The 25,813-nt window shown below is 74.9% G+C and carries 26 protein-coding genes; 19 read left to right on the top strand and 7 right to left on the bottom strand.

The annotated features are described in order from the left end of the window. Positions 1-23: 23 nt before the first annotated feature. The 9 genes from ATL31_RS06265 (at position 24) to hemB (ending at position 8,746) form a co-directional block, all read left to right on the top strand. Positions 24-122, top strand: coding sequence for a 30S ribosomal protein bS22 (locus tag ATL31_RS06265; protein ID WP_003792170.1), 99 nt, complete (start codon positions 24-26; stop codon positions 120-122). Positions 123-275: 153 nt separating this feature from the next. Next, positions 276-1,325: an NAD-dependent epimerase/dehydratase family protein gene (locus ATL31_RS06260; RefSeq protein WP_101397300.1), complete on the top strand. Its 1,050-nt coding sequence runs from the start codon at positions 276-278 to the stop codon at positions 1,323-1,325. Further along, positions 1,325-2,776 carry a lysophospholipid acyltransferase family protein gene (locus tag ATL31_RS06255; protein ID WP_101395017.1) on the top strand — a complete coding sequence of 484 codons (1,452 nt, stop codon included), beginning with the start codon at positions 1,325-1,327 and terminating at the stop codon, positions 2,774-2,776. Before ATL31_RS06260 ends, ATL31_RS06255 begins: the two co-directional genes overlap by 1 nt. An 11-nt stretch (positions 2,777-2,787) precedes the next feature. Further along, a complete protein-coding gene (locus ATL31_RS06250) occupies positions 2,788-3,063 on the top strand; it encodes a glutaredoxin family protein (protein WP_342749464.1) in 276 nt (91 codons plus the stop codon). Positions 3,064-3,212: 149 nt separating this feature from the next. Beyond that, positions 3,213-3,878: a redox-sensing transcriptional repressor Rex gene (locus ATL31_RS06245; protein WP_211283972.1), complete on the top strand. Its 666-nt coding sequence runs from the start codon at positions 3,213-3,215 to the stop codon at positions 3,876-3,878. Then, the gene (locus ATL31_RS06240) at positions 3,875-5,185 is read left to right on the top strand and encodes a glutamyl-tRNA reductase (protein ID WP_101395014.1); all 1,311 of its coding nucleotides are present in this window, start codon (positions 3,875-3,877) and stop codon (positions 5,183-5,185) included. Before ATL31_RS06245 ends, ATL31_RS06240 begins: the two co-directional genes overlap by 4 nt. Further along, the gene (hemC, locus tag ATL31_RS06235) at positions 5,182-6,138 is read left to right on the top strand and encodes a hydroxymethylbilane synthase (protein WP_101395013.1); all 957 of its coding nucleotides are present in this window, start codon (positions 5,182-5,184) and stop codon (positions 6,136-6,138) included. Before ATL31_RS06240 ends, hemC begins: the two co-directional genes overlap by 4 nt. Beyond that, entirely contained in the window at positions 6,135-7,754 is a 1,620-nt protein-coding gene (locus ATL31_RS06230; protein ID WP_101395012.1) for a bifunctional uroporphyrinogen-III C-methyltransferase/uroporphyrinogen-III synthase, read from the top strand. Before hemC ends, ATL31_RS06230 begins: the two co-directional genes overlap by 4 nt. After that, on the top strand, positions 7,751-8,746 hold the full coding sequence (gene hemB / locus ATL31_RS06225) for a porphobilinogen synthase (RefSeq protein WP_101395011.1): 996 nt from the start codon (positions 7,751-7,753) through the stop codon (positions 8,744-8,746). The genes ATL31_RS06230 and hemB overlap by 4 nt, the downstream gene beginning before the upstream one ends. Positions 8,747-8,944: 198 nt before the next feature. Here hemB and ATL31_RS06220 read toward each other — a convergent pair whose 3' ends face one another. Next, a complete protein-coding gene (locus ATL31_RS06220) occupies positions 8,945-9,484 on the bottom strand; it encodes a YceI family protein (RefSeq protein WP_101395010.1) in 540 nt (179 codons plus the stop codon). 118 nt (positions 9,485-9,602) lie between these two features. Between ATL31_RS06220 and ATL31_RS06215 the strand changes: the two genes are divergently transcribed. The 8 genes from ATL31_RS06215 to ATL31_RS06180 are packed head-to-tail and all read left to right on the top strand — an operon-like array spanning position 9,603 to position 16,509. Then, the gene (locus tag ATL31_RS06215) at positions 9,603-10,103 is read left to right on the top strand and encodes a MarR family winged helix-turn-helix transcriptional regulator (RefSeq protein ID WP_101395009.1); all 501 of its coding nucleotides are present in this window, start codon (positions 9,603-9,605) and stop codon (positions 10,101-10,103) included. Next, on the top strand, positions 10,100-11,425 hold the full coding sequence (gene hemL / locus ATL31_RS06210; RefSeq protein ID WP_101395008.1) for a glutamate-1-semialdehyde 2,1-aminomutase: 1,326 nt from the start codon (positions 10,100-10,102) through the stop codon (positions 11,423-11,425). The genes ATL31_RS06215 and hemL overlap by 4 nt, the downstream gene beginning before the upstream one ends. Positions 11,426-11,479: 54 nt before the next feature. Continuing rightward, positions 11,480-12,154, top strand: coding sequence for a histidine phosphatase family protein (locus ATL31_RS06205; RefSeq protein ID WP_101395007.1), 675 nt, complete (start codon positions 11,480-11,482; stop codon positions 12,152-12,154). Then, positions 12,151-12,765 (top strand): TlpA family protein disulfide reductase, encoded by a 615-nt coding sequence (locus ATL31_RS06200; protein WP_101395006.1) that lies wholly within the window; start codon positions 12,151-12,153, stop codon positions 12,763-12,765. The genes ATL31_RS06205 and ATL31_RS06200 overlap by 4 nt, the downstream gene beginning before the upstream one ends. After that, complete coding sequence (locus tag ATL31_RS06195) at positions 12,762-13,535, top strand: cytochrome c biogenesis CcdA family protein (RefSeq protein WP_101395005.1); 774 nt, start codon at positions 12,762-12,764, stop codon at positions 13,533-13,535. The genes ATL31_RS06200 and ATL31_RS06195 overlap by 4 nt, the downstream gene beginning before the upstream one ends. Beyond that, positions 13,532-15,157 (top strand): cytochrome c biogenesis protein ResB, encoded by a 1,626-nt coding sequence (gene resB, locus ATL31_RS06190; protein WP_101395004.1) that lies wholly within the window; start codon positions 13,532-13,534, stop codon positions 15,155-15,157. Before ATL31_RS06195 ends, resB begins: the two co-directional genes overlap by 4 nt. Next, positions 15,154-16,179, top strand: a complete 1,026-nt coding sequence (gene ccsB, locus ATL31_RS06185) for a c-type cytochrome biogenesis protein CcsB (protein WP_101395003.1) — start codon at positions 15,154-15,156, stop codon at positions 16,177-16,179. The genes resB and ccsB overlap by 4 nt, the downstream gene beginning before the upstream one ends. Positions 16,180-16,194: 15 nt before the next feature. Then, on the top strand, positions 16,195-16,509 hold the full coding sequence (locus ATL31_RS06180; protein WP_101395002.1) for a DUF4229 domain-containing protein: 315 nt from the start codon (positions 16,195-16,197) through the stop codon (positions 16,507-16,509). Positions 16,510-16,671: 162 nt separating this feature from the next. Here the strand turns inward: ATL31_RS06180 and ATL31_RS06175 are convergent, their stop codons facing one another. The 5 genes from ATL31_RS06175 to ATL31_RS06155 all read right to left on the bottom strand — a co-directional run bounded on the left by ATL31_RS06175 (position 16,672) and on the right by ATL31_RS06155 (position 22,949). After that, entirely contained in the window at positions 16,672-17,556 is an 885-nt protein-coding gene (locus ATL31_RS06175) for a 1,4-dihydroxy-2-naphthoate polyprenyltransferase (protein ID WP_101395001.1), read from the bottom strand. A gap of 4 nt (positions 17,557-17,560) precedes the next feature. Then, entirely contained in the window at positions 17,561-17,878 is a 318-nt protein-coding gene (locus ATL31_RS06170) for a PLD nuclease N-terminal domain-containing protein (protein WP_101395000.1), read from the bottom strand. 7 nt (positions 17,879-17,885) lie between these two features. After that, complete coding sequence (gene menE, locus ATL31_RS06165) at positions 17,886-19,049, bottom strand: o-succinylbenzoate--CoA ligase (RefSeq protein WP_101394999.1); 1,164 nt, start codon at positions 19,047-19,049, stop codon at positions 17,886-17,888. Between the two features lie 70 nt (positions 19,050-19,119). Continuing rightward, positions 19,120-21,945, bottom strand: coding sequence for a phosphoenolpyruvate carboxylase (gene ppc, locus ATL31_RS06160; protein ID WP_101394998.1), 2,826 nt, complete (start codon positions 21,943-21,945; stop codon positions 19,120-19,122). Between the two features lie 62 nt (positions 21,946-22,007). Further along, positions 22,008-22,949, bottom strand: coding sequence for a 1,4-dihydroxy-2-naphthoyl-CoA synthase (locus tag ATL31_RS06155; RefSeq protein ID WP_101394997.1), 942 nt, complete (start codon positions 22,947-22,949; stop codon positions 22,008-22,010). 42 nt (positions 22,950-22,991) lie between these two features. On the opposite strand from ATL31_RS06155, the gene ATL31_RS06150 reads away from it, so the two are divergent. Continuing rightward, on the top strand, positions 22,992-23,990 hold the full coding sequence (locus ATL31_RS06150) for an o-succinylbenzoate synthase (RefSeq protein WP_101394996.1): 999 nt from the start codon (positions 22,992-22,994) through the stop codon (positions 23,988-23,990). Beyond that, positions 23,987-24,739, top strand: coding sequence for a VOC family protein (locus ATL31_RS06145; protein WP_211283971.1), 753 nt, complete (start codon positions 23,987-23,989; stop codon positions 24,737-24,739). Before ATL31_RS06150 ends, ATL31_RS06145 begins: the two co-directional genes overlap by 4 nt. A gap of 47 nt (positions 24,740-24,786) precedes the next feature. Here the strand turns inward: ATL31_RS06145 and ATL31_RS06140 are convergent, their stop codons facing one another. After that, the gene (locus ATL31_RS06140; protein ID WP_101394994.1) at positions 24,787-25,773 is read right to left on the bottom strand and encodes an FkbM family methyltransferase; all 987 of its coding nucleotides are present in this window, start codon (positions 25,771-25,773) and stop codon (positions 24,787-24,789) included. Between the last annotated feature and the right edge of the window lie 40 nt (positions 25,774-25,813).

Here is a 25,813-nt window from a genome sequence, read left to right as displayed (position 1 = left end):
CGCTCCACGACGAGGGACATCGCATGGGTTCAGTCATCAAGAAGCGGCGCAAGCGGATGGCCAAGAAGAAGCACCGCAAGCTGCTGCGCAAGACGCGTCACCAGCGTCGCAACAAGAAGTGACCCCGAGTCACCTCTGACCGCCGAAGGTCCCCGGCACGGCCGGGGGCCTTTGTCGTCCCGCTGCCACCGGCGGCACCGGTCCTGCCGCCCGCGCGGTCAGTGGGTACTGTCGGGGGTAGCCCGCGCGTGACCCGTGACGTGAAGGAGCAGGCCGTGGCGAGAGTCGTCCTCGTGACCGGGGTGTCCCGGTACCTCGGAGGCCTCCTCGCGCGCCGCCTGGCCGCCGAACCGGGCGTCGAGCGCGTGGTGGGGGTCGACGTGATCCCCCCGCCGCAGGACATCGGCGACGTCGAGTTCGTCCGCGCCGACATCCGCAACCCGATGATCTCGCGGGTCATCGAGCAGGCCGGCGTCGACACCGTCGTGCACATGAACGTCATCGCCACCCCGACCTTCGTGGGCGGCCGCACGCCGCAGAAGGAGATCAACGTCATCGGGACGATGCAGCTCCTCGCGGCGTGCCAGAAGTCGACGACGGTGCGCCGGCTGGTCGTGAAGTCCTCGGCGGCCGTCTACGGCTCGACCTCGCGTGACCCCGCGATGTTCACCGAGGACATGGCCGCGCGCCGCTCGCCCAGCGGCGGGTTCGGCAAGGACTCCATCGAGGTCGAGGGGTACGTGCGCGGCTTCGCCCGGCGCCGGCCCGACACCGAGATCCTGATGCTGCGCTTCGCCAACGTGCTGGGCCCCAAGATCCGCACCTCGGTCACCGACTACTTCTCGCTGCCGGTCGTGCCGGTGCCGCTCGGGTACGACGCCCGGATGCAGTTCGTCCACGAGGACGACGCCATCGACGCCCTCGTCCTGGGGGCGACCGGCTCCGCCACCGGCGTCGTGAACATCGCGGGCGACGGCGTCGTCACCGTGCACCAGGCGGTCGCCATGGCCGCCCGGCCGATGCTGCCCATCCCGCTGCCGAGCGCCGGGCTGGTCGGTGGCGTCACCCGGCGCCTGGGACTGGCCGACTTCTCGCCCGACCAGATGTCCTTCCTCGCGTTCGGGCGGGGCCTCGACACCACCCGGATGCGCACCGTCCTCGCTTTCGAGCCGCGCTACACCTCGCGGGAGGCGTTCGCCGCCTTCGCGGGCACCCTCGGGGCGGCCGTGCCCAGGGCCCAGGTCGTCACGGACGCCGTCAGCGGCGTCGCGGGGCTCGCCAGCCAGGCCGTGCTGCGCTCCCTCGGCGCCGGGAGCGCGCGCTGATGGCCGGCCGCGGGACCCTCGCCGCCGGTGCCGCCCGGGCCACCGGCGAGCGTGCGCGCCGCCGGGCCACGCCGCTGATCGGCGCCGACCCGGTGACCGCGGCTCCCGCCGCGAAGAAGGCCACGACGAAGAAGAAGCCCACGAAGTCGGCGACGCAGAAGGCCACGCCGGCGGCGACGAAGAAGGCCACGACCACGAGGACGGCCGCCACCGTCCGGCCGGTCGCGCCCGAGCGGGCCGCCGCGCCCGTCCCCGGGTCGTCCGACAGGCCACGTCAGGTACCGGCGCCGGTCCCCGCGACCCCCGCCGCCCGCAAGCACCGACCCGCCCCGCGGGTCACCTCGGCCCCGTCGGCCCGTGCCACCACCCAGGCCGGCGAACGCACCGGCTCCCGGCGGGTCTCGCCCCGCGAGAAGGCCCGGCGTGACGCGGTCGCCCGCCGCCCCCACCTGCGCCTGGCCGAGCCCGCGCCGGTCGCCCCGCCGCCCCTCGACCCCACCGTGGTCCACGCTCCCGCCCGCAGCGGCGTGCCGGTCCCCGACGCCGCCGAGCTGGTCGAGGCCCTGGTCGCAGGGCTGCGGCTGGCCGCGCAGGCCACCGGGGTCGCCCCCGAGGACGTCGAGGCCCGGGTGGCCCAGGTGCTGGCGTTCCTGCGCCGCCGCCTCGACGGCGACTACGGCGTCGACGACTTCGGCTTCGACGACCACTTCACCGAGAACGTCTTCTACCCGATGCTGCGCCCGCTCTACCGGCACTGGTTCCGGGTCGAGGTGCGCGGCATCGAGAACATCCCTGCCGAGGGCGGCGCGCTCGTCGTGGCGAACCACTCCGGCACCATCGCGATGGACTCGCTCATGGTCCAGCTCGCCATCCACGACGAGCACCCCGCCCACCGCACCATGCGCGCCCTCGGCGCCGACCTGGTGTTCCAGACCCCGTTCATCGGCACCATCGCCCGCCGGTCGGGCTCGACCCTGGCCACCAGCGAGGACGCCGAGCGTCTCTTCGCGCGCGGCGAGCTGGTCGGCGTCTTCCCGGAGGGCTTCAAGGGCACCGGCAAGCGCTTCAGCGAGCGCTACAAGCTGCAGCGCTTCGGGCGCGGCGGGTTCGTGGCGGCGGCGCTCGCCGCCGGCGTCCCCATCGTGCCGTGCTCGGTGGTGGGCGCCGAGGAGATCTACCCGATCATCGGCTCGATGCCCACCCTGGCCCGCCTCTTCGGGCTGCCGTACGCCCCGGTCACCCCCACCTGGCCGCTGCTCGGCCCGCTCGGGATGGTGCCGCTGCCGAGCAAGTGGATCATCGAGTTCGGCGCGCCCATCAGCACCGCCGGCCACGAGCCCGGGGCGGCCGACGACCCGATGCTGGTCTTCGACCTCACCGACCAGGTGCGCGAGACCATCCAGCAGACCCTCTACACCCTGCTGATGCAGCGGCGGTCGGTCTTCTTCTGATGGAGCCGCCGGTGCGGGTCACGCTCGTCGGGCGGGTGGGCTGCCACCTGTGCGACGTCGCGCGGGAGGTCGTCGAGCGGGTCTGCGCCGACCTCGGCGTCGGCTGGGAGGAGCTCGACGTCGACCGCGACGTGGAGCCGGCGCGGCGCGCGCGCTGGACCGAGGAGGTACCCGTGACGCTGGTCGACGGCCGCCAGCACGACTTCTGGCGGGTCGACGAGACCCGGCTGCGGGCGGCCCTGGCGGCCCCGGCGCCGGAGGGGCCGGCCGGCCGCGCCGGCGCTTAGCACATCAACCTTGTGAGGAGTCTCACCGGGTCCCCGCGCGACTTTGTGCCTCCCTTCACAAAGTCGTAGGCTGGCGGGGTCCGCGGGTCCTCGCGAGCCTCTCGCTCGCTGCCCCCATGCCCGCGGCCCCGAAAGGAGCCGGACCGCTCGTGTCCACCGCAGCAGCCGCCCGCCGGGATGTCCCGGACGCAGCGGTGGCCCGTCTGCCGGGGTACCTGCGGGCCCTCACCGCCCTCGCCGCCGCCGGCACCGCCTCGGTCAGCTCCGAGGAGCTCGCGGCCGGCGCCGGCGTCAGCTCCGCGATGCTGCGCAAGGACCTCTCGCACCTCGGCAGCTACGGCGTGCGCGGGGTCGGCTACGACGTCGAGCACCTCGCCTCCGAGATCGCCGCCGCGCTGGGCCTGACCCAGGACTGGCCCGTCGCCATCGTCGGGATGGGCAACCTGGGCCGCGCGCTGGCCGCCTACCGCGGCTTCGCCGAGCGCGGGTTCCGCGTCATCGCGCTGCTCGACCACGACGAGCGGATCGTCGGCGAGGAGGTCGCCGGGTGCCCGGTGCGCCCGATGAGCGCCCTGCCCGAGCTCGTGCACGAGCAAGGGCTCGCCATCGGGGTCATCGCCACCCCGCCCGACGGTGCCCAGGTCGCCTGCGACCTGCTGGTCGAGGCCGGGGTCCGCTCGGTGCTCAACTTCGCCTCCGTGGTGCTGACCGTCCCCGACGACGTCACCGTGCGCCGGGTCGACCTCTCCACCGAGCTGCAGATCCTCGCCTTCCACGGGCACCGGTCGGCCGTCGCCGAGGCGGTGGCCCGGTGAGCCTCGTCGTCCTCGGGCTGTCGCACCACGGCGCCCCCCTGGCCCTCCTCGAGTCGGTGGCGCTCGACCCCGTCTCCGCCTCCGACCTCGAGGCCGCCGTCCTGCGCTCGGACCACGTCACCGAGGCCGTCGTCCTCTCGACGTGCAACCGCACCGAGGTCTACGCCGAGGCGCTGACCTTCCACGGGGCGCTGGTCGACATCACCAACGCCATCGCGGCCGCCTGCGACCTCGACCGCGCCGTGCTCCAGCCGCACCTGTACGTGCACTACGAGGACCGCGGCATCGCCCATGCCTTCAACGTCGCCGCCGGCCTCGACTCGATGGCCGTCGGCGAGGCCCAGATCGTCGGCCAGGTGCGGCGCAGCCTGACCCGGGCCCAGCGCGACGGCCACGTCGGGCCCGCCCTCAACGGCCTGTTCCAGCAGTCGCTGCGCGTCGCCAAGCGGGTGCACAGCGAGACCGGGATCGACCTCGTCAGCGGCTCGCTGGTGCAGGCCGGGCTCACCCGCGCCGAAGCCGTGCTGGGTGGGCTCGGCGACCTGTCGGTGCTCGTCGTCGGCGCCGGCGGGATGGGCGCGCTGGCGGCCACCACCGTCTCGCGCCTCGGCGCCCGCGAGGTCGTCGTCGCCAACCGCGCCGCCGAGCGCGGCCGGTCCCTGGCCGAGCGCGTGGGCGGCTCGGCCGTCCCGCTCGACCGTCTGGCCGAGGCGCTGGCGGCGGCCGACCTGGTCATCTCCTCCACCGGCGCCCGGGGCCAGATGATCACCGCCGACCACGTGGCCCCGGCCCTCGAGGCCCGGGGGGGCCGCCCCCAGGTGTACGTCGACCTCGCGCTGCCGCACGACGTCGACCTCGCCGTCGCCGACCTGCCGACCGTCACCCGCGTCGGGCTGGGCGAGCTCGGCGAGGACCTCGCCTCCGCCGGTACCGCGCCCCAGGTCACCGCGGCCCGCGAGCTCGTCACCGTCGAGGTCGCCACCTACCTCGTGGCGCGCTCGGCCCAGGCCGTCGCGCCCACCGTCACCGCCCTGCGCGAGCGCGCCTCGCACCTGGTCGACACCGAGCTGCGCCGGCTCGAGCGCCGCACCCCCGGGATGGGCGAGACCGAGCGGGTCGAGGTCCGCCGGGCCGTCGAGCGGGTCGTCGACAAGCTCCTGCACACCCCCACCGTCCGGGTCAAGGAGCTCGCCCAGGACGGCCAGGGCGGCAGCTACGCCCGGGCCCTGTCCGAGCTGTTCGACCTCGACCCGCGCGACGTCTCGCTGGTCTCGGCCCCGCCCGTCATCCCGGGGGAGGAGCCGTGACCGTGCTGCGCCTCGGCACCCGGCGCTCGGCCCTCGCGACCACCCAGTCGTCGTGGGTCGCCGACCGGCTGCGCTCCCTGGGCCACGACGTCGAGCTCGTCGAGGTCAGCACCCAGGGCGACCGCGACACCACCACCCCGCTGGCCCAGCTGGGGGGTACCGGCGTCTTCGTCTCCGCCCTGCGCGAGGCCCTGGCCGAGGGGCGCGTCGACCTCGCCGTGCACTCCCTCAAGGACCTGCCCACCGCGCCCGACCCGCGCACCACGGTCGCCGCGGTGCCGGTGCGCGAGGACGCCCGCGACGCCCTCGTGGCCCGCGACGGGCTCACCCTGGCCGAGCTCCCCGCCGGCTCGACGGTGGGCACCGGCTCGCCCCGCCGGCACGCCCAGCTCGCCGCGCTCGGGCTCGGCCTCGAGATCACCGGCCTGCGCGGCAACGTCGACACCCGCCTGGCCCACGTCCACGACGGCCGGCTCGACGCCGTCGTCCTGGCCGCAGCCGGGCTGCGCCGCCTGGGCCGGGCCGACGAGGTCACCGAGTGGCTCGACCCGCTCCAGGTGCTCCCGGCCCCGGGCCAGGGCGCGCTCGCGGTCGAGATCCGCGCCGACGACGCCGTGACCGCGGCCGCCGTCGCCCCGCTCGACGACCCCGACACCCGGGCCTGCGTCACCGCCGAGCGCGTCGTCCTCGCCGACCTCGAGGCGGGGTGCTCGGCCCCGGTCGGCGCCCTGGCCGAGGTCGTCGAGGGGATGGACGGCGCGGAGCTGTCCCTCCGGGCGGTCGTCGCCGCCCCTGACGGCTCCGCCGACCTCCGCCGGTCCCTGACCGGTGCCCCCGAGGAGGCGGCCGCCCTCGGGCACCGCCTCGCCCGGCTGCTCCTCGACGACGGAGCCGCCGACCTGATGTCCACGTCCACGTCCACCGACCGATCCGTCACGGAGCGTGCCCAGTGAGCCCCACGCGCTCGACCACCCCGTCCCCCCGCGTCCCCGCGCGCGTCGCCTTCGTCGGCGGCGGCCCCGGCGACCCCGGCCTGCTCACGGTGCGTGCCACCGAGCTGCTGGCCGGCGCCGACGCCGTCGTCATCGACCAGGTGGCCCGCGAGGACCTCGCCCTGCGGCACGCCCGTCCCGACGTCGAGATCGTCGACGCCGGCCACGGCGACCACGGCGAGCGGCTCACCCAGGCCTCGCGCGCCAAGCTCGTCGTCCGGGCCGCGAAGGCGCACCCCGGCGGCCTCGTCGTCCGGCTCATGGACGGCGACCCCACCGTGTTCAACGGCTTCGCCGAGGAGGCGCAGGCGCTCGTCAAGGCCGGCATCTCCTTCGAGGTCGTCCCGGGCGTCAGCTCCATCACCGCCGTTCCGGCGTACGCCGGCATCCCGCTCACCTCGACGTCCTCCACGGCCGTGCACGTCGTCGTCGCCGGCGGGGCGACGCCCGACGTCGCGGGCGGTGTCGCCCCGTCGACCACCGTCGTCGTCCTCGGGCCGCCCGACCGGGCCGCCGACGCCCTGCTGGCCCTGGCCCTCGCGGGCCGCGACCCGGCCACGCCGGTCGCCGTCACCGAGCGCGGCACCAGCACCGAGCAGCGCACGCTCGTCACCACCCTCGCCGAGGCTCCCGCCACCATGGCGGCCGGCTCCTTCCCGGTGCTGGCCGTGGTCGGCGAGACCGTCGCGATGCGCGAGACGCTCTCGTGGTTCGAGACCAAGCCGCTGTTCGGCTGGACCGTCCTGGTGCCCCGCACCAAGGAGCAGTCGGCGTCCATGACGGCCCGGCTCGAGCACCACGGGGCCACCGCCGACGTCGTCCCCACCATCTCGGTCGAGCCGCCGCGCACCCCGCAGCAGCTCGAGCGCGCCGTCAAGGGCATGGTCACCGGGCGCTACGAGTGGGTCGGCTTCACCTCGGTCAACGCCGTGCGCGCCATCCGCGAGAAGTTCGACGAGTTCGGCCTCGACGCCCGCTCGTTCGCCGGGCTCAGGGTCGCGGCGGTCGGCGGCGTCACCGCCGACGCGCTGCGGGAGTGGGGCATCAACCCCGACCTGGTGCCCACCGACGAGCAGTCGGCCCACGGCCTGCTCGAGGCGTGGCCGCCCTTCGACCCCGACCTCGACCCCATCAACCGGGTCTTCCTGCCGCGGGCCGACATCGCCACCGACACGCTCGTGGCCGGGCTGCAGGAGAACGGCTGGGAGGTCGACGACGTCACGGCCTACCGCACGGTGCGGGCCGCGCCGCCGCCGCAGCCGGTGCGCGACGCCATCAAGGGCGGCGCCTTCGACGCCGTGCTCTTCACGTCGTCCTCGACCGTGCGCAACCTCGTGGGCATCGCGGGCAAGCCGCACCCCGGCACCATCGTCGCGTGCATCGGCCCGGCGACGGCCAAGACGGCCGAAGAGCACGGGCTGCGGGTCGACGTGCTCGCCCCCGAGCCCAGCGCGGTCGCGCTGGTCGACGCGCTCGCCGACCACGGTCGCTCGCTGGCCCTGGCCGCCGCCGAGGCCGGGGAGGACGTCGTCCGCCCCAGCCAGCGCCGGCCCGGCAGCCGGAAGCGCGCGACGTGAGCCCCCGGCCGTTCCCCGCGGCTCCCTTCCCGGCGGGGCGGCCCCGCCGGCTCCGCAGCAGCGCGGCCGTGCGGCGCCTCGTCGCCGAGACCCGCCTGCACCCGGCCGAGCTGGTGCTGCCGGTCTTCGTCCGTGAGGGCATCGACGCGCCGGTGCCGATCTCGGCCATGCCCGGCGTCGTGCAGCACACCCTCGACAGCCTGCTCGACGAGGCGCGCCGCTGCGTCGACGCCGGCCTGGGCGGGATCATGGTCTTCGGCGTGCCCGAGGCCAAGGACGCCCGGGGCTCGGGCGCCGACGACCCCGACGGCATCCTCAACCTCGCGCTGGCCCGGCTGGTCGAGGATGTCGGTGAGGACCTCGTCGTGATGAGCGACCTCTGCCTCGACGAGTTCACCGACCACGGGCACTGCGGCGTGCTGGCGCCCGACGGCACCGTCGACAACGACGCCACCCTCGACCGGTACGCGTCGATGGCGCTGGCCCAGGCCGCGGTCGGCACGCCGGTGCTCGGGCTCTCCGGGATGATGGACGGCCAGGTCGGGTACGTGCGCGCCGCCCTCGACGCCGCGGGCCACACCGATACCGCGATCCTCGCCTACGCGGCCAAGTACACCTCGGGGCTCTACGGGCCGTTCCGCGAGGCGGTGCAGTCCTCCCTGGTCGGCGACCGCGCCACCTACCAGCAGGACCCCGCCAACGGGCGCGAGGCACTGCGCGAGCTCGAGGCCGACATCGCCGAGGGCGCCGACCTCGTGATGGTCAAGCCCGCCGGCCCGCACCTCGACGTCATCGCCGCGGCGGCCGCCGTGTCGCCGGTGCCGGTCGTCGCGTACCAGATCTCCGGGGAGTACTCGCAGATCGAGGCGGCCGCCGAGCGCGGCTGGGTCGACCGCGAGCGCGTGATGATGGAGAGCCTCATCGGCATCCGCCGGGCCGGGGCGCAGGTCGTCCTCACGTACTTCGCGCTCGAGGCCGCCGCGTTGCTCTGAGGCGCTGCTCTGCGCGGTCGCGGCGCAGTGGTCGGCACGTGCGGGGTTGTTGCGGTGGGGGTGGGCCCCGGACGACCACGACTCGGCACGTGCGGGGTTGTTGCGGTGGGGGTGGCCCCGGACGCGACGGAGCCGCCGTCGGCCCCTGCACCGACGGCGGCTCCGTGGGCTCCGGTGACCCGGAGCGGTGGACCTCGCTCAGGCCTGCTTGGCGAGCTGGAGGTCGATGGCGATCTTGATCTTCTCGGAGACCAGGACGCCGCCCTTCTCGAGGTTGGCATTCCAGGTCAGGCCCCAGTCGGTGCGGTCGATCTCGCCGGTGGCCTCGAAGGCGGCCTTCTCGTTGCCCCACGGGTCGGTGGCGACGCCACCGAAGTCGACATCGAGCGTGACGGGCTTGGAGATGCCCTTGATGGTGAGGTCGCCGGTGAGGGTCGAGCCGTCGAAGGAGGTGGAGACGAAGGTCATCTCGGGGAAGGCCTCGGCGTCGAAGAAGTCGGCGCTGACGAGGTGCGCGTCGCGGTCGGGGGTGCCGGTGGCGACCGAGGCGGTCTTGATGGTGACGTCGGCGCGCGCAGCGGCGAGGTCGTCAGCGACGGTGACGGTACCCGTGACGTCGGTGAAGCGGCCACGGACCTTCGTGACCATCAGGTGGCGGGCGACGAAGCCGACCTCGGTGTGGGTGGGGTCGATGGTCCAGGTGCCGGTGGACAGGCCGGTGAGGGTGCTGGTGCTCATGGGTGGTGCTCCTTGGGGTCTAGGTGGTTCGAGGACCACAGTAGTTTATCCTTCAACTATGCGCCAGTCCCCGATGTTCCCTGCTCTCAGCGAGCCCACGCCGTGCCACGATGGCCCGATGGAGACCGGGGTGCGCTGGCTGAGCGAGCAGGAGCAGCGCTCGTGGCGTGCCTACCTGCGCGCCACCCGCCAGCTCGACGCCGCCCTCGACCGCGACCTGCAGTGCTCCGGCGTCAGCCTCAGCGAGTACGAGCTGCTGTCGATGCTGTCCGAGGCCGACGGCGGCCGGCTGCGGATGTCGGCGCTGGCCGACCTCATCGTCCAGTCGCGCAGCCGGGTCACGCACACCGCCGCCCGGCTCGAGCGGCGGGGGTGGGTGCGCCGCACGCCGGCGCCCGACGACGGCCGCGGGGTCGTCCTCGAGCTCACCGCCGACGGCCTGGCCGCCGTCGAGTCGTTCGCCACCGTGCACGTCGAGAGCGTGCGCCGCCACCTGGTCGACGTCCTCAGCGCCGAGCAGCTCAACGGCCTGGGCGCCGCCCTGCAGGCGGTGTCGCGCGCCTACGAGGCCGACCCCGACACCCCGGACCCCACCGAGTGCCCGACAATGGAGCCGTGAGCGCCTCCACCCCCACCGCCCCCTCCGACACCGACGCCCCCGCCTCCGCGGCCCTCCTGGCCCGGGCCCGGGCCGTGACCCCCGGGGGCGTGAACTCCCCGGTGCGGGCCTTCCGGTCGGTCGGCGGCACCCCGCGCTTCATGGTCCGCGGCGCGGGGCCGTACCTCACCGACGCCGACGGCACCGAGTACGTCGACCTCGTCGGCAGCTGGGGCCCGATGATCCTCGGCCACGCGCACCCGGCCGTGCTCGACGCCGTGTACGACGCCGCCTCGCGGGGCACCTCGTTCGGCACCCCCAGCGAGAACGAGGTGGCCCTGGCCGAGGAGATCGTCGCGCGCATCGGGCCGGTCGACCAGGTGCGCCTGGTCTCCAGCGGCACCGAGGCCACGATGAGTGCCATCCGGCTGGCCCGTGGCTTCACCGGTCGACCCCTCGTCGTCAAGTTCGCCGGGCACTACCACGGGCACGTCGACTCCCTGCTGGTCGCGGCGGGGTCGGGCGTCGCCACCCTGGCCCTGCCCGACTCGGCCGGCGTCCCGGCCCAGATGGCCGCCGAGACCCTGGTGCTGCCGTTCAACGACGTCGAGGCGCTCGAGGCCGTGTTCGCGGCCCGCGGCGACCAGATCGCGTGCGTCATCACCGAGGCCGCGGCCGGCAACATGGGCGTGGTCACCCCGCAGCCCGGCTTCACCGAGGCGCTGCGCCGGGTCACCGCCGAGCACGGCGCGCTGCTGGTCACCGACGAGGTCATGACCGGCTTCCGCTGCAGCCGCGCCGGCTGGTGGGGGTACGAGGGCGTGGACGTCACCCCCGACCTGATGACCTTCGGCAAGGTGATGGGTGGGGGCTTCCCGGCCGCGGCGTTCGGCGGCCGCGCCGACGTGATGGCGCTGCTCGCGCCCGACGGCCCCGTCTACCAGGCGGGCACCCTGTCGGGGAACCCGGTGGCCACGGCGGCCGGGCTCACCACCCTGCAGCACTGCGACGACGCCGTGTACGCGCGCCTCGACGAGGTCTCCCGCACCATCAGTGCGGCCGCGTCCTCGGCGCTCGCCGCGGCCGGCGTGCCGCACCGGGTGCAGCACGCCTCGTCGATGTTCTCGGTGTTCTTCCGTGAGGGCGAGGTGCGCGACTACGACGACGCCCGCGACCAGGACACCGCCGCCTTCGGTCGGTTCTTCCACGCGATGCTGTCGGCCGGGGTCTACCTGCCGCCGAGCGCCTTCGAGTGCTGGTTCGTCTCGGCCGCGCACGACGACGCGGCCGTGCAGCGCATCCTGGACGCGCTGCCCGCGGCCGCGGCCGCCGCGGCCGGCTGACCGCGCATCGAACCCGGTCGGGCGTCCTCAGGTCCGTTTGCGACAATCGGGACCATGACGTCGACCCCGGGTGGTAGCGCCCCCGCCGAGCCGCAGCGCACCACGGTGCACCTGCTGCGCCACGGCGAGGTCCACAACCCCGGGCGCATCCTCTACGGCCGGCTGCCGGGCTACCACCTCAGCGAGCTGGGGCGCTCGATGGCCGAGCTGGTGGCCGAGCACCTGGCCGACCACGACATCGTCCACGTCGTGTCGAGCCCCCTCGAGCGCGCTCAGGAGACCGCTGCTCCGCTGGCGGCCGCGCACGGGCTCGATCCCGTCATCGACGACCGCGTCATCGAGTCCGGCAACGACTTCGAGGGGCTGCCGGTGGCCGGGGGCCGGGGGCTGCTGCGGCATCCGCGGCTGTGGCCCAAGATGGTCAACCCGTTCCGGCCCTCGTGGGGCGAGCCCTACACCGAGATCATCACCCGGATGCGGGACGCGATCGTCGACGCGCGTGCCGCCGCCCGGGGTCACGAGGCCGTCGTGGTCAGCCACCAGTCGCCGATCTGGATGATCCGGCTGGCCACCGAGGGTCGCTCGCTGGTGCACAACCCGGGTCGCCGCGAGTGCTCGCTGGCCAGTCTGACCTCCCTGACCTTCCTCGGCGACGAGCTGCTCTCGCTGGCCTACTGCGAGCCCGCCGCCGCGCTGCTCCCGCAGGCCCAGAAGGGGGCGGGCGCGTGAGCCCGTCCGCCCGGCCGCCGCGGCCCTCGCGGCGGCTCGCCCTGGCCACCGCCGGGCTGGCCGCGCTGGTGCTCGCCGGCTGCACCCAGGACCCCAACTCCGTTGCGGCCCAGGCGAAGGCGGGCGACCAGAAGGGCTACCTCTCCGGCGACGGCGCCGTCGAGACCATCCCGGTCGCCGACCGCGCCGAGCCCGTGACCATGAACGGCTCGCTGCTCGACGGCACCGCGTGGGACATCACCTCCACCCGCGGCCAGGTGCTGGTGCTCAACGTGTGGGGGTCATGGTGCGCGCCCTGCGTCGCCGAGGCGCCCGACCTCGAGAAGGCCTGGCAGGAGCTCCAGGACAAGAAGGCGCCGGTGCGGTTCGTGGGGATCGACTTCCGCGAGGAGGCCGCCCGCGGCGCGGCCTTCGTGAAGAAGGCCGGCATCACCTACCCGAGCCTGACCGACGAGGGCGGCGTGCTCGTCCTGCGGCTCCAGGGCAAGGCGCCGACCGTCCCCACCACCCTCGTCCTCGACCGGAAGGGGCGCATCGCCGCCCGGGTCAACGGCCCGGTCGACGCGAGCACCCTCACCGGGCTCGTCGACGACGTGGTCGCCGAGGCATGACCCCCGCCGTGCTGCCCGCCCTCGCCGCGTCCACCGGCGACGCCGTGACCACCGGAGCGCTGCCGCTGGCCGTGGCGGTCGCGGCGCTCGCCGGGCTGGTGTCGTTCGCCAGCCCGTGCGTGCTGCCGCTGGTGCCCGGCTTCCTCGGGTACGTCACGGGCCTCACGGGGGAGTCGGCGCAGGAGCGCTCGCGCGGGCGCACCCTCACCGGCGCCGCCCTGTTCGTCGTCGGCTTCACGCTGGTCTTCGTACTGGGGTCGATCTTCGTCACCGGGGCCGGGCGCGCGCTGGTCGAGCACCGCACCCTGCTGATGCGCGCCGGGGGGGTCGTGGTGGTCCTGATGGGGTTGGTCTTCCTCGGCATCGGGACCCAGCGCGAGGCCAAGCTGCACTGGCGCCCGCGGGCCGGGCTGCTCGGCGCGCCCCTGCTCGGCGCGGTGTTCGCGCTCGGCTGGGCGCCCTGCACCGGGCCCACCCTGGCCGCCGTGCTCGTCATGGCCACCGCCTCCGTCGACCCCCAGGTGGGCCGCGGGGTCGCGCTGGCCGTCGCGTACGGCCTCGGCCTCGGCCTGCCGTTCCTCCTCGTGGCCGCCGGGCTCGACCGGGCGGGGCGCTTCTCCGGGTGGCTGCGGCGCCACCAGCGCGGCATCCAGCTGCTCGGGGGCGCGATGCTCGTGCTCGTCGGGCTCCTGCTGCTCACCGGCGTCTGGGAGGACCTCAACCGCTGGCTCCAGACCGAGCTCGTCGCCGGGTTCCAGGTGAGCGTATGAGCACCACCCGCGACGAGACGGCGCTCTCGACCCAGCCGGTCCCCGAGGGCGAGGCCGGCGGCGGCGGCGGGCGCCGCGACGGGTCGGTGACGCTGCCGAGCCTCGGCCCGGTCGGTTGGCTGCGCTACGCCTGGCGCCAGCTGACCAGCATGCGCACCGCGCTGTTCCTCCTGCTGCTGCTGGCGGTCGCGGCCATCCCGGGCTCGACCTTCCCGCAGCGCTCGATCGACGCCGCCCGCACCACGCAGTGGATCACCGACCACCCCACCGCCGGGCCGCTGCTCGACCGGCTGGGGTTCTTCGAGGTCTACGCCGCACCGTGGTTCGCGGCCATCTACCTGCTGCTGTTCGTCTCGCTCATCGGGTGCGTGGCGCCGCGCAGCCGCATCCACTGGCACCAGGTGCGCTCGACGCCCCCGCGGGCCCCGCGCCGCCTCGAGCGGTTGGCCGCGCACCGGGAGCTCACGGTCGACGGCACCCCCGACGTGGTGCGCGACCGGCTGCGGGCCCGGCTCAGGAGCCGGCGCTACCGGGTGCACGCCCACGACGACACCACCCTCTCGGCCGAGAAGGGCTACCTCAAGGAGAGCGGCAACCTGGTCTTCCACCTGGCGCTGATCGGGGTGCTGCTGGGCGTCGCGTGGGGGCACCTGCTGGGCTGGAAGGGCGACGTCATCCTGCCCGTGGGCCAGACCTTCGCGAACACCCTGTCGCGCTACGACACCTTCAGCCCCGGCCCGTGGGTCGACCCCACCGACCTCGACCCGTACACGATCCGGCTCGATCGGATGGACGTGCAGTTCGAGACCCAGGACAAGGGCCGCGGGCAGTTCGGGATGCCGCGTGACTTCCGCGCGTTCACCACCGTGACCGACGCCTCGGGGCACTCCGAGCCGCGCGAGATCGCCGTCAACCACCCGCTCGAGACCGGCGGGGGCTCGGTGTTCCTGCTCGGCAACGGCTACGCGCCGCACATCACCGTACGCGACGCCGACGGCACGGTCATCTACTCCGACGCCACCCCGTTCCTGCCCCAGGACAACAACTACACCTCGGTCGGGGCGGTCAAGGTGCCCGGCGCCCAGCCCGACGAGCTCGGGTTCGCGGGGTTCTTCCTGCCGACCGGGGTCATCGACGACCAGCGCGGGCCGCACTCGATCTTCCCCGACACCGCGGACCCGCAGCTGGCGCTCACCGCCTTCGAGGGGAAGCTCTTCCCGAACGGCGCGCCGCAGTCGGTCTACACGCTGAACACCTCGGCCATGAAGCCGCTGCCGGGCAAGGACGGCGAGGGGCAGCTGCGCATCCTGCTGCGCCCCGGGCAGACCTTCGACCTGCCCGACCAGCGCGGGTCGATCACCTTCGACGGTGTCGAGCGCTTCGCGGGGCTGTCGATCCGTACCGACCCGGGCAAGACCCTCACCCTGGTGTCGGCCCTGCTGGCCCTGGCCGGGCTCGTGCTGAGCCTGGTCGTGCGCCGTCGAAGGGTGTTCGTGCGGGTTCGTCCCGCACCCGAGGATGGACGTACCGTGGTCTCCGTCGGCGGCCTGGCCAAGGACGACGACGAGGGCATGGACGACGAGCTCGCCGCCGTGCTCACCGCACCCGAAGGAAGCCGATGACCGACTACACGCTGGCCCAGCTCTCGAACTACTCCGTCTACTCGGCGATGGTCGTGCTGACCCTGGCGATGCTCGCCTACGCGCTGTACCTGGCGCGGATCGCGCCCGAGCGCAGTGAGCGCACCGCCGAGGTCCCCGAGCGCGAGCTCGTGGCCGCGGGGGCCGGAGCGCCGGCGCCGGAGGCCGGGATCGAGGGATCCGCACCCGGGGCCGCGAACGGCGACGCCGGCGTGGACCGCCGTGGCGGCGCCGTCGAGGGGCCCGAGCCGCTGGGGGCCCGCAAGGCCGCCGGCGTGGGGCGGATGCTGACGCTGCTCGGCACCCTCCTGGTGGTGGCCGGTGTGGTGCTGCGCGCGCTCGAGGTGCACCGCTGGCCGCTGGGGAACATGTACGAGTTCGCGCTGGTCGGGGCGATGTTCACGCTGCTGGTCTTCACCGGCTGGTCCGCCCGCCGCGACCTGCGCTGGCTCGGGCTCTTCGTGGTCGGGCCGGTGCTGCTGGTGATGGGCGCCGCCATCACGGTCTGGTACACCGACGCCTCCGAGCTGATGCCGTCGCTGCGCTCGTACTGGCTGGCCATCCACGTCACCGTCGCCACCATGACCGTCGCGGTCTTCACCATCGGCGCCTCGCTCGGCGTCCTCTACCTGATCCAGGACCGGCTCGAGACGACCGGCTCGCCGCGGGCGGCGTTCATGCGGCGCCTGCCCACGGCCCGCGGCCTCGAGCGGCTCACCTACGCGGCGCACGTCGTGGCGTTCCCGATGTGGACCTTCACCGTCATCGCCGGCGCGATCTGGGCCCGCCAGGCGTGGGGGTCGTACTGGAACTGGGACCCCAAGGAGGTGTGGAGCTTCGTCATCTGGGTCGTCTACGCCGCCTACCTCCACGCCCGGGCCACCACCGGCTGGAAGCGGCAGAACGCCACGTGGATCGCGCTGGCCGGGTTCGTGTGCGTCCTGATGAACTTCGCGGTCGTCAACATGTACTTCGTGGGCCAGCACTCGTACTCGGGCCTCTGAGGTCGGGTCGCCGCCATGAACGCCTTCCTCCGCTACACCGTGCTGCGCCTCCTGGTGTTCTTCGGATGCCTGATGCTGCTCTGGCTCGCGGGCCTGCGCGCCGAGGACGAGCGGCTGCTGCTGGTCGTCGGGGCGGCGCTGCTGTCGATGGTGGTGTCGTTCTTCGCGCTCAAGCGCTTCCGTGAGGACTACTCGGCCCAGGTGGCCACCACCCTCGAGCGGCGCACCACCCAGCGCCGGGCCCAGGGCGGCGACGCGCTCACCGACGAGGACATCGAGGACGAGGAGGCGGCGCGCCGCGCTGCCCCCGGCGACGGCGACTTCCGCTGAACCCACCACCGGCCCGGCATCGGGAGCACCCGGACCTCCGCGCCGTGTGAGGGGTCGTCCGCTGCCTCTCGGATGCTCCCGGACCGGGAGCACACGCGCCACGAGGCCTGCACCACGATCGGGAGCATCCGAGAGCCGACGGCGGAGCCCCCGCCCGGTGGCTCAGGCCGATGAGCGACCGACCGCGACGCCCACCACCACCAGCACGGCGTACGCCACCTCGTACAGCCCGGTCGAGGCCAGCACCGGGATGAGCCCGGGCCCCACCGTCCCGGCGCGCACGACGCGCACCCCGCGCGCGGCCAGCGGCAGGGCCAGCAGCCCCAGCAGCGACCACGGCTCCCACAGGGCGAGCAGCAGCAGCGCCACCAGCGAGACCGCCAGCAGCCCGACGTAGAGCCCCCGCGTGCGGGCGTCGCCCATCCGCACGGCGAGGGTGCGCTTGCCGTGCTCGGTGTCGGTGGGGATGTCGCGCAGGTTGTTGGCCACGAGGATGGCCGAGGCCACCGCCCCGACCCCGACCGCCCCCACGAGCCCGAACCACGACACGGCCCCGGCCTGGGTGTACTCGGTGCCGAGCGTCGCCATCAGCCCGAAGAACACGAACACGTAGACCTCGCCCTGGCCCCGGTAGCCGTAGGGGTTGTCGCCGCCGGTGTAGCGCCACGCCGCGACGATGGCCAGCGCGCCCAGCGGCAGCATCACCCACGCGTGCGACAGCACGACGAGCACCAGCCCCAGCACCCCGGCGGCGCCGAAGGCCGCGAACGCCGCCCGCTTGACCGACGCCGGCGCCGCGAGCCCCTGGCCGACGAGGCGCACCGGCCCGGCCCGTACCTCGTCGGTGCCGCGGACGCCGTCGGAGTAGTCGTTGGCGTAGTTGACGCCCACCTGCAGCGACAGCGCCACCAGCAGGGCGAGGACGGCCGGCAGCAGCGCGGCCTCACCGAACCGCAGCGCGGCGGCCGAGCCGAGCAGCACCGGGGCGATGGCGGCGGGCAGGGTGCGCGGGCGGGCACCCGCCACCCACTGGGCGGTCGTGGCCATCGGGTCAGAGGCCCCGGAGGAACTCGGGGTCGTCGTCGGGGCCGCGCGGGGGCCGTGGCCCCGGACCGTTGCCCTGGCCGCGGCGGCGCCGGTCGAGGTCCCACCGCTCCTGCTGGGTCAGCCCGGCCTGGGTGGCCGCCTCCCGGGACGGCCGCCCCGCCACCAGCCACGCCACCGGCCCGATGACCGGGAACAGCAGCACGAGCAGGAGCCAGGCGATCTTGGGCAGGTTGCGCACCAGCAGGTCGTCGGTCTGGATGCAGTCGACGAGGCAGTAGATCGTCAGCGCCAGGCTGAGGATGAGGGGCAGGTACCGCAACACGGGCCCATCATCCCACGCCGAAGAGCGCGGCCACCGCGGCCCGGTCGGGCTTGCCCGGCCCCCGGAGCGGTACCGCGCCGGCCGCCGTCACGCGCCGCGGTAGGGCGTGGTCGGGGACGTGCCCGCGCAGGTGCTCGCGGACCTCGACCACCGACAGCGGCCGGGCACCGGCGGTCGGCACCACGAGCAGGCTCACCGCCTGGCCCCACTCCGGGTCCGCGGTGCCGACGACCACGGCCTCACTGACGCCCGGCACGTGCTCGAGCGCCGCCTCCTCGACGACACGCGGCGCCACCTTCATCCCGCCGGTGACCACGACGTCGTCGAGCCGCCCGTCGACGTGCAGCACGCCGTCGTCGTCGACCCGCCCCGCGTCGTCGGTGCGGTACCAGCGTGACCCGTCGGTGTCGACGGCGAAGGCCGCGAAGGTCAGGTCGGGCCGGCCGAGGTAGCCGCCCGCCAGGGTGTCGCCCCCCAGCTCGACGCGGCCGTCGGCATCCACCCGCACCCGGACCCCGCTGAGCGCCCGGCCGTCGTAGACGCACCCGCCCGCGGTCTCGCTCATCCCGTAGGTCGTGACGACCCGGACCCCCGCACTCTCGGCCCGCCGGCGCAGCAGCGGGGGGGTCGCGGCGCCACCCACCAGCACGCCGTCGAGGGATGCCAGCGCAGCCGTGGCCGCGGGGTCGTCGAGCAGCCGTACCAGCTGGGTCGGGACGACCGAGGTGTAGTGGCGGTGGCCGGGGGAGAGGCGGCGCACCCCGGCCGTGAACGCGGCCGGGGTGAAGCCGCCCGAGGTGTCGGTGGCCACCGGCTCGGTGTCGGCGTCGAGGCTGCGCAGCAGCACCTGGACGCCGGCCACGTGGCCCGCCGGGAGCGTCAGCAGCCACTGCCCGGGGCCGCCGAGGCGCGCGTGGGTGGCGTGCGCGCTGGCCCGCAGGGCGTCGCCGCCGAGCATCGCCAGCTTCGGCGTCCCGGTCGAGCCGGAGGTCCCGACCACCACGGCCAGGTCGTCGGGCAGGCCGGCCGCGGAGTGCCGCGGCAGCACCGGCGCGGGGGACCCGGCCAGGTACGGCGCCACGGGGGCACCACCGGCCAGGGCCCGGGCCAGGCGCGGCAGGACCGCGACCGCGTCGGCCCCGGCGGGGACGGCCAGTGGCTCGATCTCCATGCCGCTCACTGTAGGCAGCCCGGGCGGGGCGCCCGTCGCCGGCACGGCCGCCGGCTCGTGCGCCTCCCGCTCATCCGGTGTTGCGCAGCCCCGCGGCGATGCCGTTGATGGTCAGCAGGAGCGCGCGCTGGAGGTCGCCGTCGGCCGGCGCGCCCTCGGGCAGGGCCCGGGCCCGCGCCAGCAGCGAGGTCTGCAGCGCGTGCAGCGGCTGGAGGTAGTCGTCGCGGATCGCGAGGGTCCGGCGCAGCAGCGGGGCGGCCTCGAGCAGCCCCGACTGGCCGGTGACGAGCAGCACCTCCTCGACGGTGCGGGCGTGCTCGGCCCGGATGGCGTCGAACAGGTGCGCCGAGCCCTCCGGCACGAGGTCGCGCACGTAGCGCGCGGCGATGTCGAGGTCGGTCTTGGCCAGCGTCATCTGCACGTTCGACAGGAAGGTGCGGAAGAACGGCCACGAGCCGTACATCTCGGCCAGGGTCTCGGCGCGGCCGGCCTCGCGAGCCGCCGCCAGCCCGGAGCCCACGCCGTACCAGCCCGGCAGGATGATCCGCGACTGGGTCCAGCCGAAGACCCACGGGATGGCGCGCAGGTCCGAGAGGTCGCCCTCGCCGCCCGGCCGCTTCGAGGGGCGCGAGCCGATGTTCATCGCGCCGAGCTCCTCGACGGGCGTGGCCGTGACGAAGAAGCGGAACAGCTCGGGGTCGCGGACCAGGGCGCGGTAGGCCTCCTGTCCGGCGCCCGCCAGCACGTCCATGGTGGCGTTCCAGCGCTCGAGCACCTCGGGGGGCAGCATCGACCGGCGGTGCAGCACCGAGCCCTCGAGCACCGCGGCCAGGGCGGTCTCGAGGTTCCAGCGCCCCAGCCCGGGGAGGGTGTACTTGTCGGAGATGACCTCGCCCTGCTCGGTGATCTTGATCGGGCCGTCGAGGCTGCCGTTGGGCTGGGCCATGATCGCCTCGCCGGTGGGGCCGCCGCCGCGCCCCACGGACCCGCCCCGGCCGTGGAAGAGCCGCAGCACCACGCCGTGCCGGCGGGCGATGTCGCGCAGCGAGCGCTGGGCGCGGTGGATCTGCCACTGCGAGGCCGCGATCCCCGCGTCCTTGGACGAGTCGGAGTAGCCCAGCATGATCTCCTGCACGTCGCCGCGGGCGGCCACGATGCGCCGGTACGCCGGGTCGCCGAGCATGGCCTCGAGCAGCGGGCCGGCCTGCTCGAGCTCGGCCACCGTCTCGAACAGCGGGGCGAAGCCGATGCGGGCGGTGGCCGCGGCGGCGTCGGACCCGGGGTCGACCAGCCCGGCCTCGCGCGCCAGCACCACGACCGCGAAGATGTCGTCGACGTCGTGGGTCATCGACACGATGAAGGTCTCGACCACGTCGGGGCCGAAGCGGTCGAGCGCGTCACGGATGGCGCCCATCAGGGCCAGCGAGGCGCGCGCGGTGTCCGGCAGGTCGGGGCGGGTGCCGCCCAGCAGCGGTCGGCGCGAAGCCATCTCGCGCGAGAGCAGAGCGATGCGGGCCGGGCGGTCGAGCTCCGCGTACGGGGTGTCGGGCTCACCGATGCGGTCGTAGAGGGCGGCCAGGGCCTCGTGGTGCTTCTCGCTGTGCTCGCGCACGTCGAGGGTCGCGAGGCCCAGGCCGACCGCGGTGGCGGTGCGGATGAGCCGCAGGATGCCCCCGTCGGCCGTGAGCCGGTCGCCGCTCTCGAGCATCGAGTCGCGGACGAGGGCCAGGTCGGCCAGCACCTCGTCGAGGCCGAGGTAGTCGCGCCCGGGCTCGTGGGGGGAGCCCTGCGCGAGCCGGTCGCGGGTGCGCTGCAGCCGGACGCTGACGTAGGTGAGCTTGAGCCGGTAGGGCTCCTCGGCGTTGAGCCGCCTGATGGTGCGGTAGGTGATGGGCAGGGCCTCGGCGTCGCGCTCGAGGCTCTCGAGGAGCTCGGCCGACGCGGCCACCACGCGGGTCGACGGGCTCATCTCGACCAGCAGCCCGTCGACGGCCTCGACCAGGGTCCGCAGCCCCACGTCGTGCTGGAGCGCCAGGACGTCGAGGGTCACCTCGGGCGTCACGAACGGGTTGCCGTCGCGGTCGCCGCCGGCCCAGGTGCCGAACCGCAGCGGGCGGGCGCCGACCGGCAGGGTGACCCCGATGTCGCCGAGCGTGCGGTCGAGCTCCTCCAGCAGGTCGGGGACGACCTGGCCGGTGAGGGAGTGCAGGTAGTAGACGGCCGTGCGGGCCTCGTCCTTGGGCTCGGGGCGGACCACGCGCAGCTCGTCGGTCTGCCACAGCAGGTCGACGAGCTCGGCCAGGCGGCGCTCGAGCCGTGGGGTGTCGATGCGGGGGCGCAGCGGGTCGGACAGGGCGGCGACGGTGTCGGCGACCTTGCGCAGCAGCTCGAGCACCGAACGGCGGCTGGCCTCGGTGGGGTGGGCCGTGAAGACCGGGCGGTACTCGACGCGCGCCAGCACGTCGTGCAGCAGGTCGGCGTCCAGGGTGCCGTCGGCCAACGCGGCGCCGATGCGGCCCGCGGTGGCGGCCAGAGGCCCCTCGCCGGCGCCGGACAGCTCGCGCCAGCGGTGCAGCTGCTCGGTGATGTTGACCAGCTGGAAGTAGGCGGTGAAGGCGCGCGCGAGCCGCACGGCGGTGGCGTCGTCGACGCTCGCCAGGACCTCGTGCAGCGACGGGTCGTCCTCGCGCGAGAGCCGCCGGACCCGCTCGACCAGGGCCAGCAGCTCCTCGCCCTCGTGCCGGATGAGGGACTCGCCGAGCAGCCGGCCGAGCTGGCGCACCGATGCCCGCAGCGCCGCGTGGTGGGCGTCGGAGGTCACGCCGCCGGCGTACTGGCCGACGTCGGGCACCCGGCGGTCGGCCTCGATCAGCTGCTCGGTGCTCGGCTCGCTCATGCCCCCAGTCTGGGACGGTGCGGGCGGCCGTGGCGAGGGCGTCCGGTGGGCGGTCCTCGGCGTCAGTAGTACCAGGGGAAGGGCGACCAGTCGGGGTCGCGCTTCTCGAGGAACTGGTCTCGGCCCTCGACGGCCTCGTCGGTCATGTACGCCAGCCGGGTCGCCTCGCCGGCGAAGACCTGCTGGCCCATCAGCCCGTCGTCGAGCAGGTTGAACGCGAACTTGAGCATCCGCTGCGCCTGCGGCGACTTCCCCATGATCTCGCGGGCCACCTGCAGGGCCTCGACCTCGAGCTCGGCGTGGTCGGCGACGATGTTGACCGCGCCCATCCGGTGCATGTCGTCGGCGGTGTAGGTGCGCCCGAGGAAGAAGATCTCGCGGGCGAACTTCTGCCCCACCATCTTCGCGAGGTACGCGCTGCCGTAGCCGCCGTCGAACGAGCCCACGTCGGCATCGGTCTGCTTGAACCGCGCGTGCTCGCGGCTGGCCAGGGTCAGGTCGCAGACGACGTGCAGGCTGTGGCCGCCGCCGGCCGCCCAGCCGTTCACGACCGCGACCACGACCTTGGGCATGGTGCGGATGAGGCGCTGGACCTCGAGGATGTGCAGGCGGCCGCCCTCCGCCCGGACCCGGCGCTCGTCGACGGTGTCGGCGGTGGCGCCGTCGGCGTACTGGTAGCCCGACCGGCCGCGGATGCGCTGGTCTCCGCCGGAGCAGAAGGCCCACTTGTCGGCGCTGCCGGTGCCCTGCGGGCCGGGGCCGTTGCCGGTGAGGAGCACGACGCCGACGTCGGCGGTGCGGCGCGCGTGGTCGAGCACGCGGTAGAGCTCGTCGACGGTGTGCGGGCGGAAGGCGTTGAGCACCTCGGGCCGGTCGAACGCGACGCGCACGCAGCCGAGGCCGACCGCCCGGTGGTAGGTGACGTCGGTGAGGTCCTCGAAGCCGGGGACGGCCTCCCAGGCCGAGGGGTCGAAGGTCTCGCTGACTCCGTCGATCGCGCTCACGGGCTCAGGCTATCGGCGCCCCGGCCGCTCTACGGTGGGCGGATGACACTGCCCCCGTTGCCCGAGCTCCTGGGATCGCTCCACGTCGTGGCGGTGCCGCTGCGCGTGCCCTTCCGCGGCATCGTCACGCGCGAGGTCGCGCTGGTGCGCGGGCCGGCCGGATGGGGCGAGTTCGGCCCCTTCCTCGAGTACGGCCCGCCCGAGGCCGCCCGATGGCTGGCGGCGGCGGTCGAGTCGGCGTGGGAGGCCTGGCCCGAGCCGCTGCGCGACGAGGTCCCGGTCAACGCCACGGTGCCGGCGGTCCCGGCCGACCAGGTCGCGGGCGTGCTGGCGCGCTTCCCCGGCTGCACCACCGCCAAGGTCAAGGTGGCCGAGCAGGGCCAGGCGCTCGCCGACGACGTCGACCGCGTGGCGGCGGTGCGCGCCGCCCTGGGGCCTGCGGGTCGCGTCCGGGTCGACGCCAACGGGGCCTGGTCGGTCGACGAGGCGCTGGAGGCGCTCCGCCGCCTGGCGCCGTACGACCTCGAGTACGCGGAGCAGCCGTGCGCCCGCGTCGAGGAGCTGCGCGACCTGCGGCTCGCCCTGGCCCGAGCCGGGGTGGGCGTCCTGGTGGCCGCCGACGAGTCCATCCGCAAGGCCGAGGACCCGCTGCGGGTGCGCGACCTCGAGGCCGCCGACATCGTGGTCGTCAAGGTCGCCCCGCTCGGCGGGGTGCGGGCCGCGCTCGCCGTCGTCGAGGCCTGCGGGCTGCCCGCGGTCGTCTCGTCCGCGATCGACACCAGCGTCGGCATCGCGGCCGGGGTGGCGCTCGCGGCGTCCCTGCCACGGCTCGAGCACGCCTGCGGGCTCGGCACCGTGGCGCTGCTCGGCGGCGACGTCGCCGAGCCGTCGTCGCTGCCCCGCGCCGGGGTGCTCCCCGTGGGCCGCGTCCCCGCCGACCCGTCGCTGCTCGAGCGGTGGCGCGCCACGTCGGAGCGCGTGGCGTGGTGGCGCGAGCGGGTCGCCCTGTGCCACAACGAGCTGCTGCGGAGCCACGAGTGACGCCCCCGGGGGTGGGCCCCGCCATCCGGTGGGCGCGGATGTTCCTCGACACTCCGCGCCCCGATGCGCCCCGCTCCTGGGGGTTCTGGGCCGACGTGACCGGGCAGCACGTCGCCGACCGGCGAGGGGCGGACGGCGAGTTCGCCACCCTCGAGCCCAGGTCGGGGGAGGCGTGGGTCACGCTCCAGGCGGTCGGCGAGGGACCCGGCGGGGTGCACCTCGACCTCGACGTCGACGACGTGCCGGGGGCCGCGGCGTACGCCGAGTCGCTCGGTGCCCGGCGGGTCGGGGCCATCGGCGACACCGTGGTCGTCGTGGAGTCCCCGGGCGGGTTCGTGCACTGCCTCACGACCTGGCGCGGGGCGTCGGGCCAGGAGCGCGACGGGCTGACCAGCATCCTCGACCAGGTCTGCCTCGACGTCCCACGGGCGTGGTGGGACGCCGAGAACGCGTACTGGACGGCGCTCACCGGCTGGGCGTGGCGCGCGTCCGACGAGCCGGGGTTCGCCTCGGTCAGCGGCGGGCCGAGCATGCCGTTCCGCATCCTGCTGCAGTGGCTCGGCGACGAGGACGGGCCGGTGCGGGGCCACGTCGACCTCGCCTGCCGCGACCGCGCGGCGGACACCGAGCGCCACGTCGCAGCCGGGGCCCGGGTGCGCTCGGTGCATCCCTTCTGGACGGTGCTCGAGGACCCCGTCGGGCGGGTCTACTGCCTCACCGACCGCGACCCGCGCCCCGGGCGGCGCTGAGCCTCACCGCCGGGCGCCGGTGTAGGGGCAGGCGCCCACGGCAGACGTCACTGCGGGGCGGTGGCCTGGATCGCGTCCTCCCAGGCGGAGACCCGGGCCCAGTACGCGTCGTCGACGGGCGCCGGGGCCAGCAGGTACATGAGCGCGGCGTGGGTCGGGTCGCCCTGGATGACCGGCGCCTCCGGCCGGGCCCCGGGGCCGTCGAGGTGGTAGTAGGTGTAGCCGTGCGGCGCGATGGCCTCGCGCAGCTCCTCCTCCGAGCGACCGGCGAGGACCTCGACGAACAGCCAGGGACGGTGTTCGGCGATGGTGCGCGACGCACCCCGGATGACCTGGTACTCGGTGGTCTCGGTGTCGATCTTCATCACCCCGGGCGGCTCGCCGTGCTCGGCCACCCAGTCGTCCACGGTGCGGACGCGCACGTCGATCTCGCGGCTGTGCGGGCGGAAGGCGGGGTTGAGCGAGTTCGAGCTGTCGGTGGTGTCGGAGAGGTAGAGGGTCGCGCGGCCCTCGGTCTCGCCGAGGGCGATCTCCTCGACGGTCAGGCCCAGCCCGTTGTCGGCGGCGACCCGGCGGGCCGCCTCGGCGAGGTCGGGGGTGGGCTCGACGGCGCGGACCGTACGGTCGGTGACGGCGGCCGCCACGAGGCCGTAGATGCCGATGTTGGCGCCGATGTCGAGGACGGAGCCGTCCGGCCCGTGGTCGAGCGCGGCCAGGAAGGCGGCGAACGCGTTCGGCTCGTAGCCCGCCAGCCGGCGCTGGGACAGCACGCGCCCCACGTACATCCCCCGCGGGACGTCGAAGTGCAGCTCCCTCGTGCCGACCCCGCCGGCGGCGCCGGCGGGCGGCAGGAGGGGGACGGCCAGGTCGAACACGCGGCGGGTCGGCTGTCGGGGGGCCGCGGGCGCGGAGGGGGCAGCCGGAGTGGCGGGGAGAGCGGGGCGGCCGGCGCGGCGCAGCCGCCGGACGACCGCGCGGGCCGTCGTCACCGGGTGTCGCAGGGCTCGTCGTGCGCGGTCCTGGGTGCGTCCCATGGGGCCTCTCCGTGAGAGTCGGTGTACGTCGCCGTTGAGG

The organism is Phycicoccus duodecadis, from assembly GCF_002846495.1.
GTDB lineage: Bacteria > Actinomycetota > Actinomycetes > Actinomycetales > Dermatophilaceae > Phycicoccus > Phycicoccus duodecadis.
This window is presented reverse-complemented; position numbering and strand designations above follow the sequence as displayed.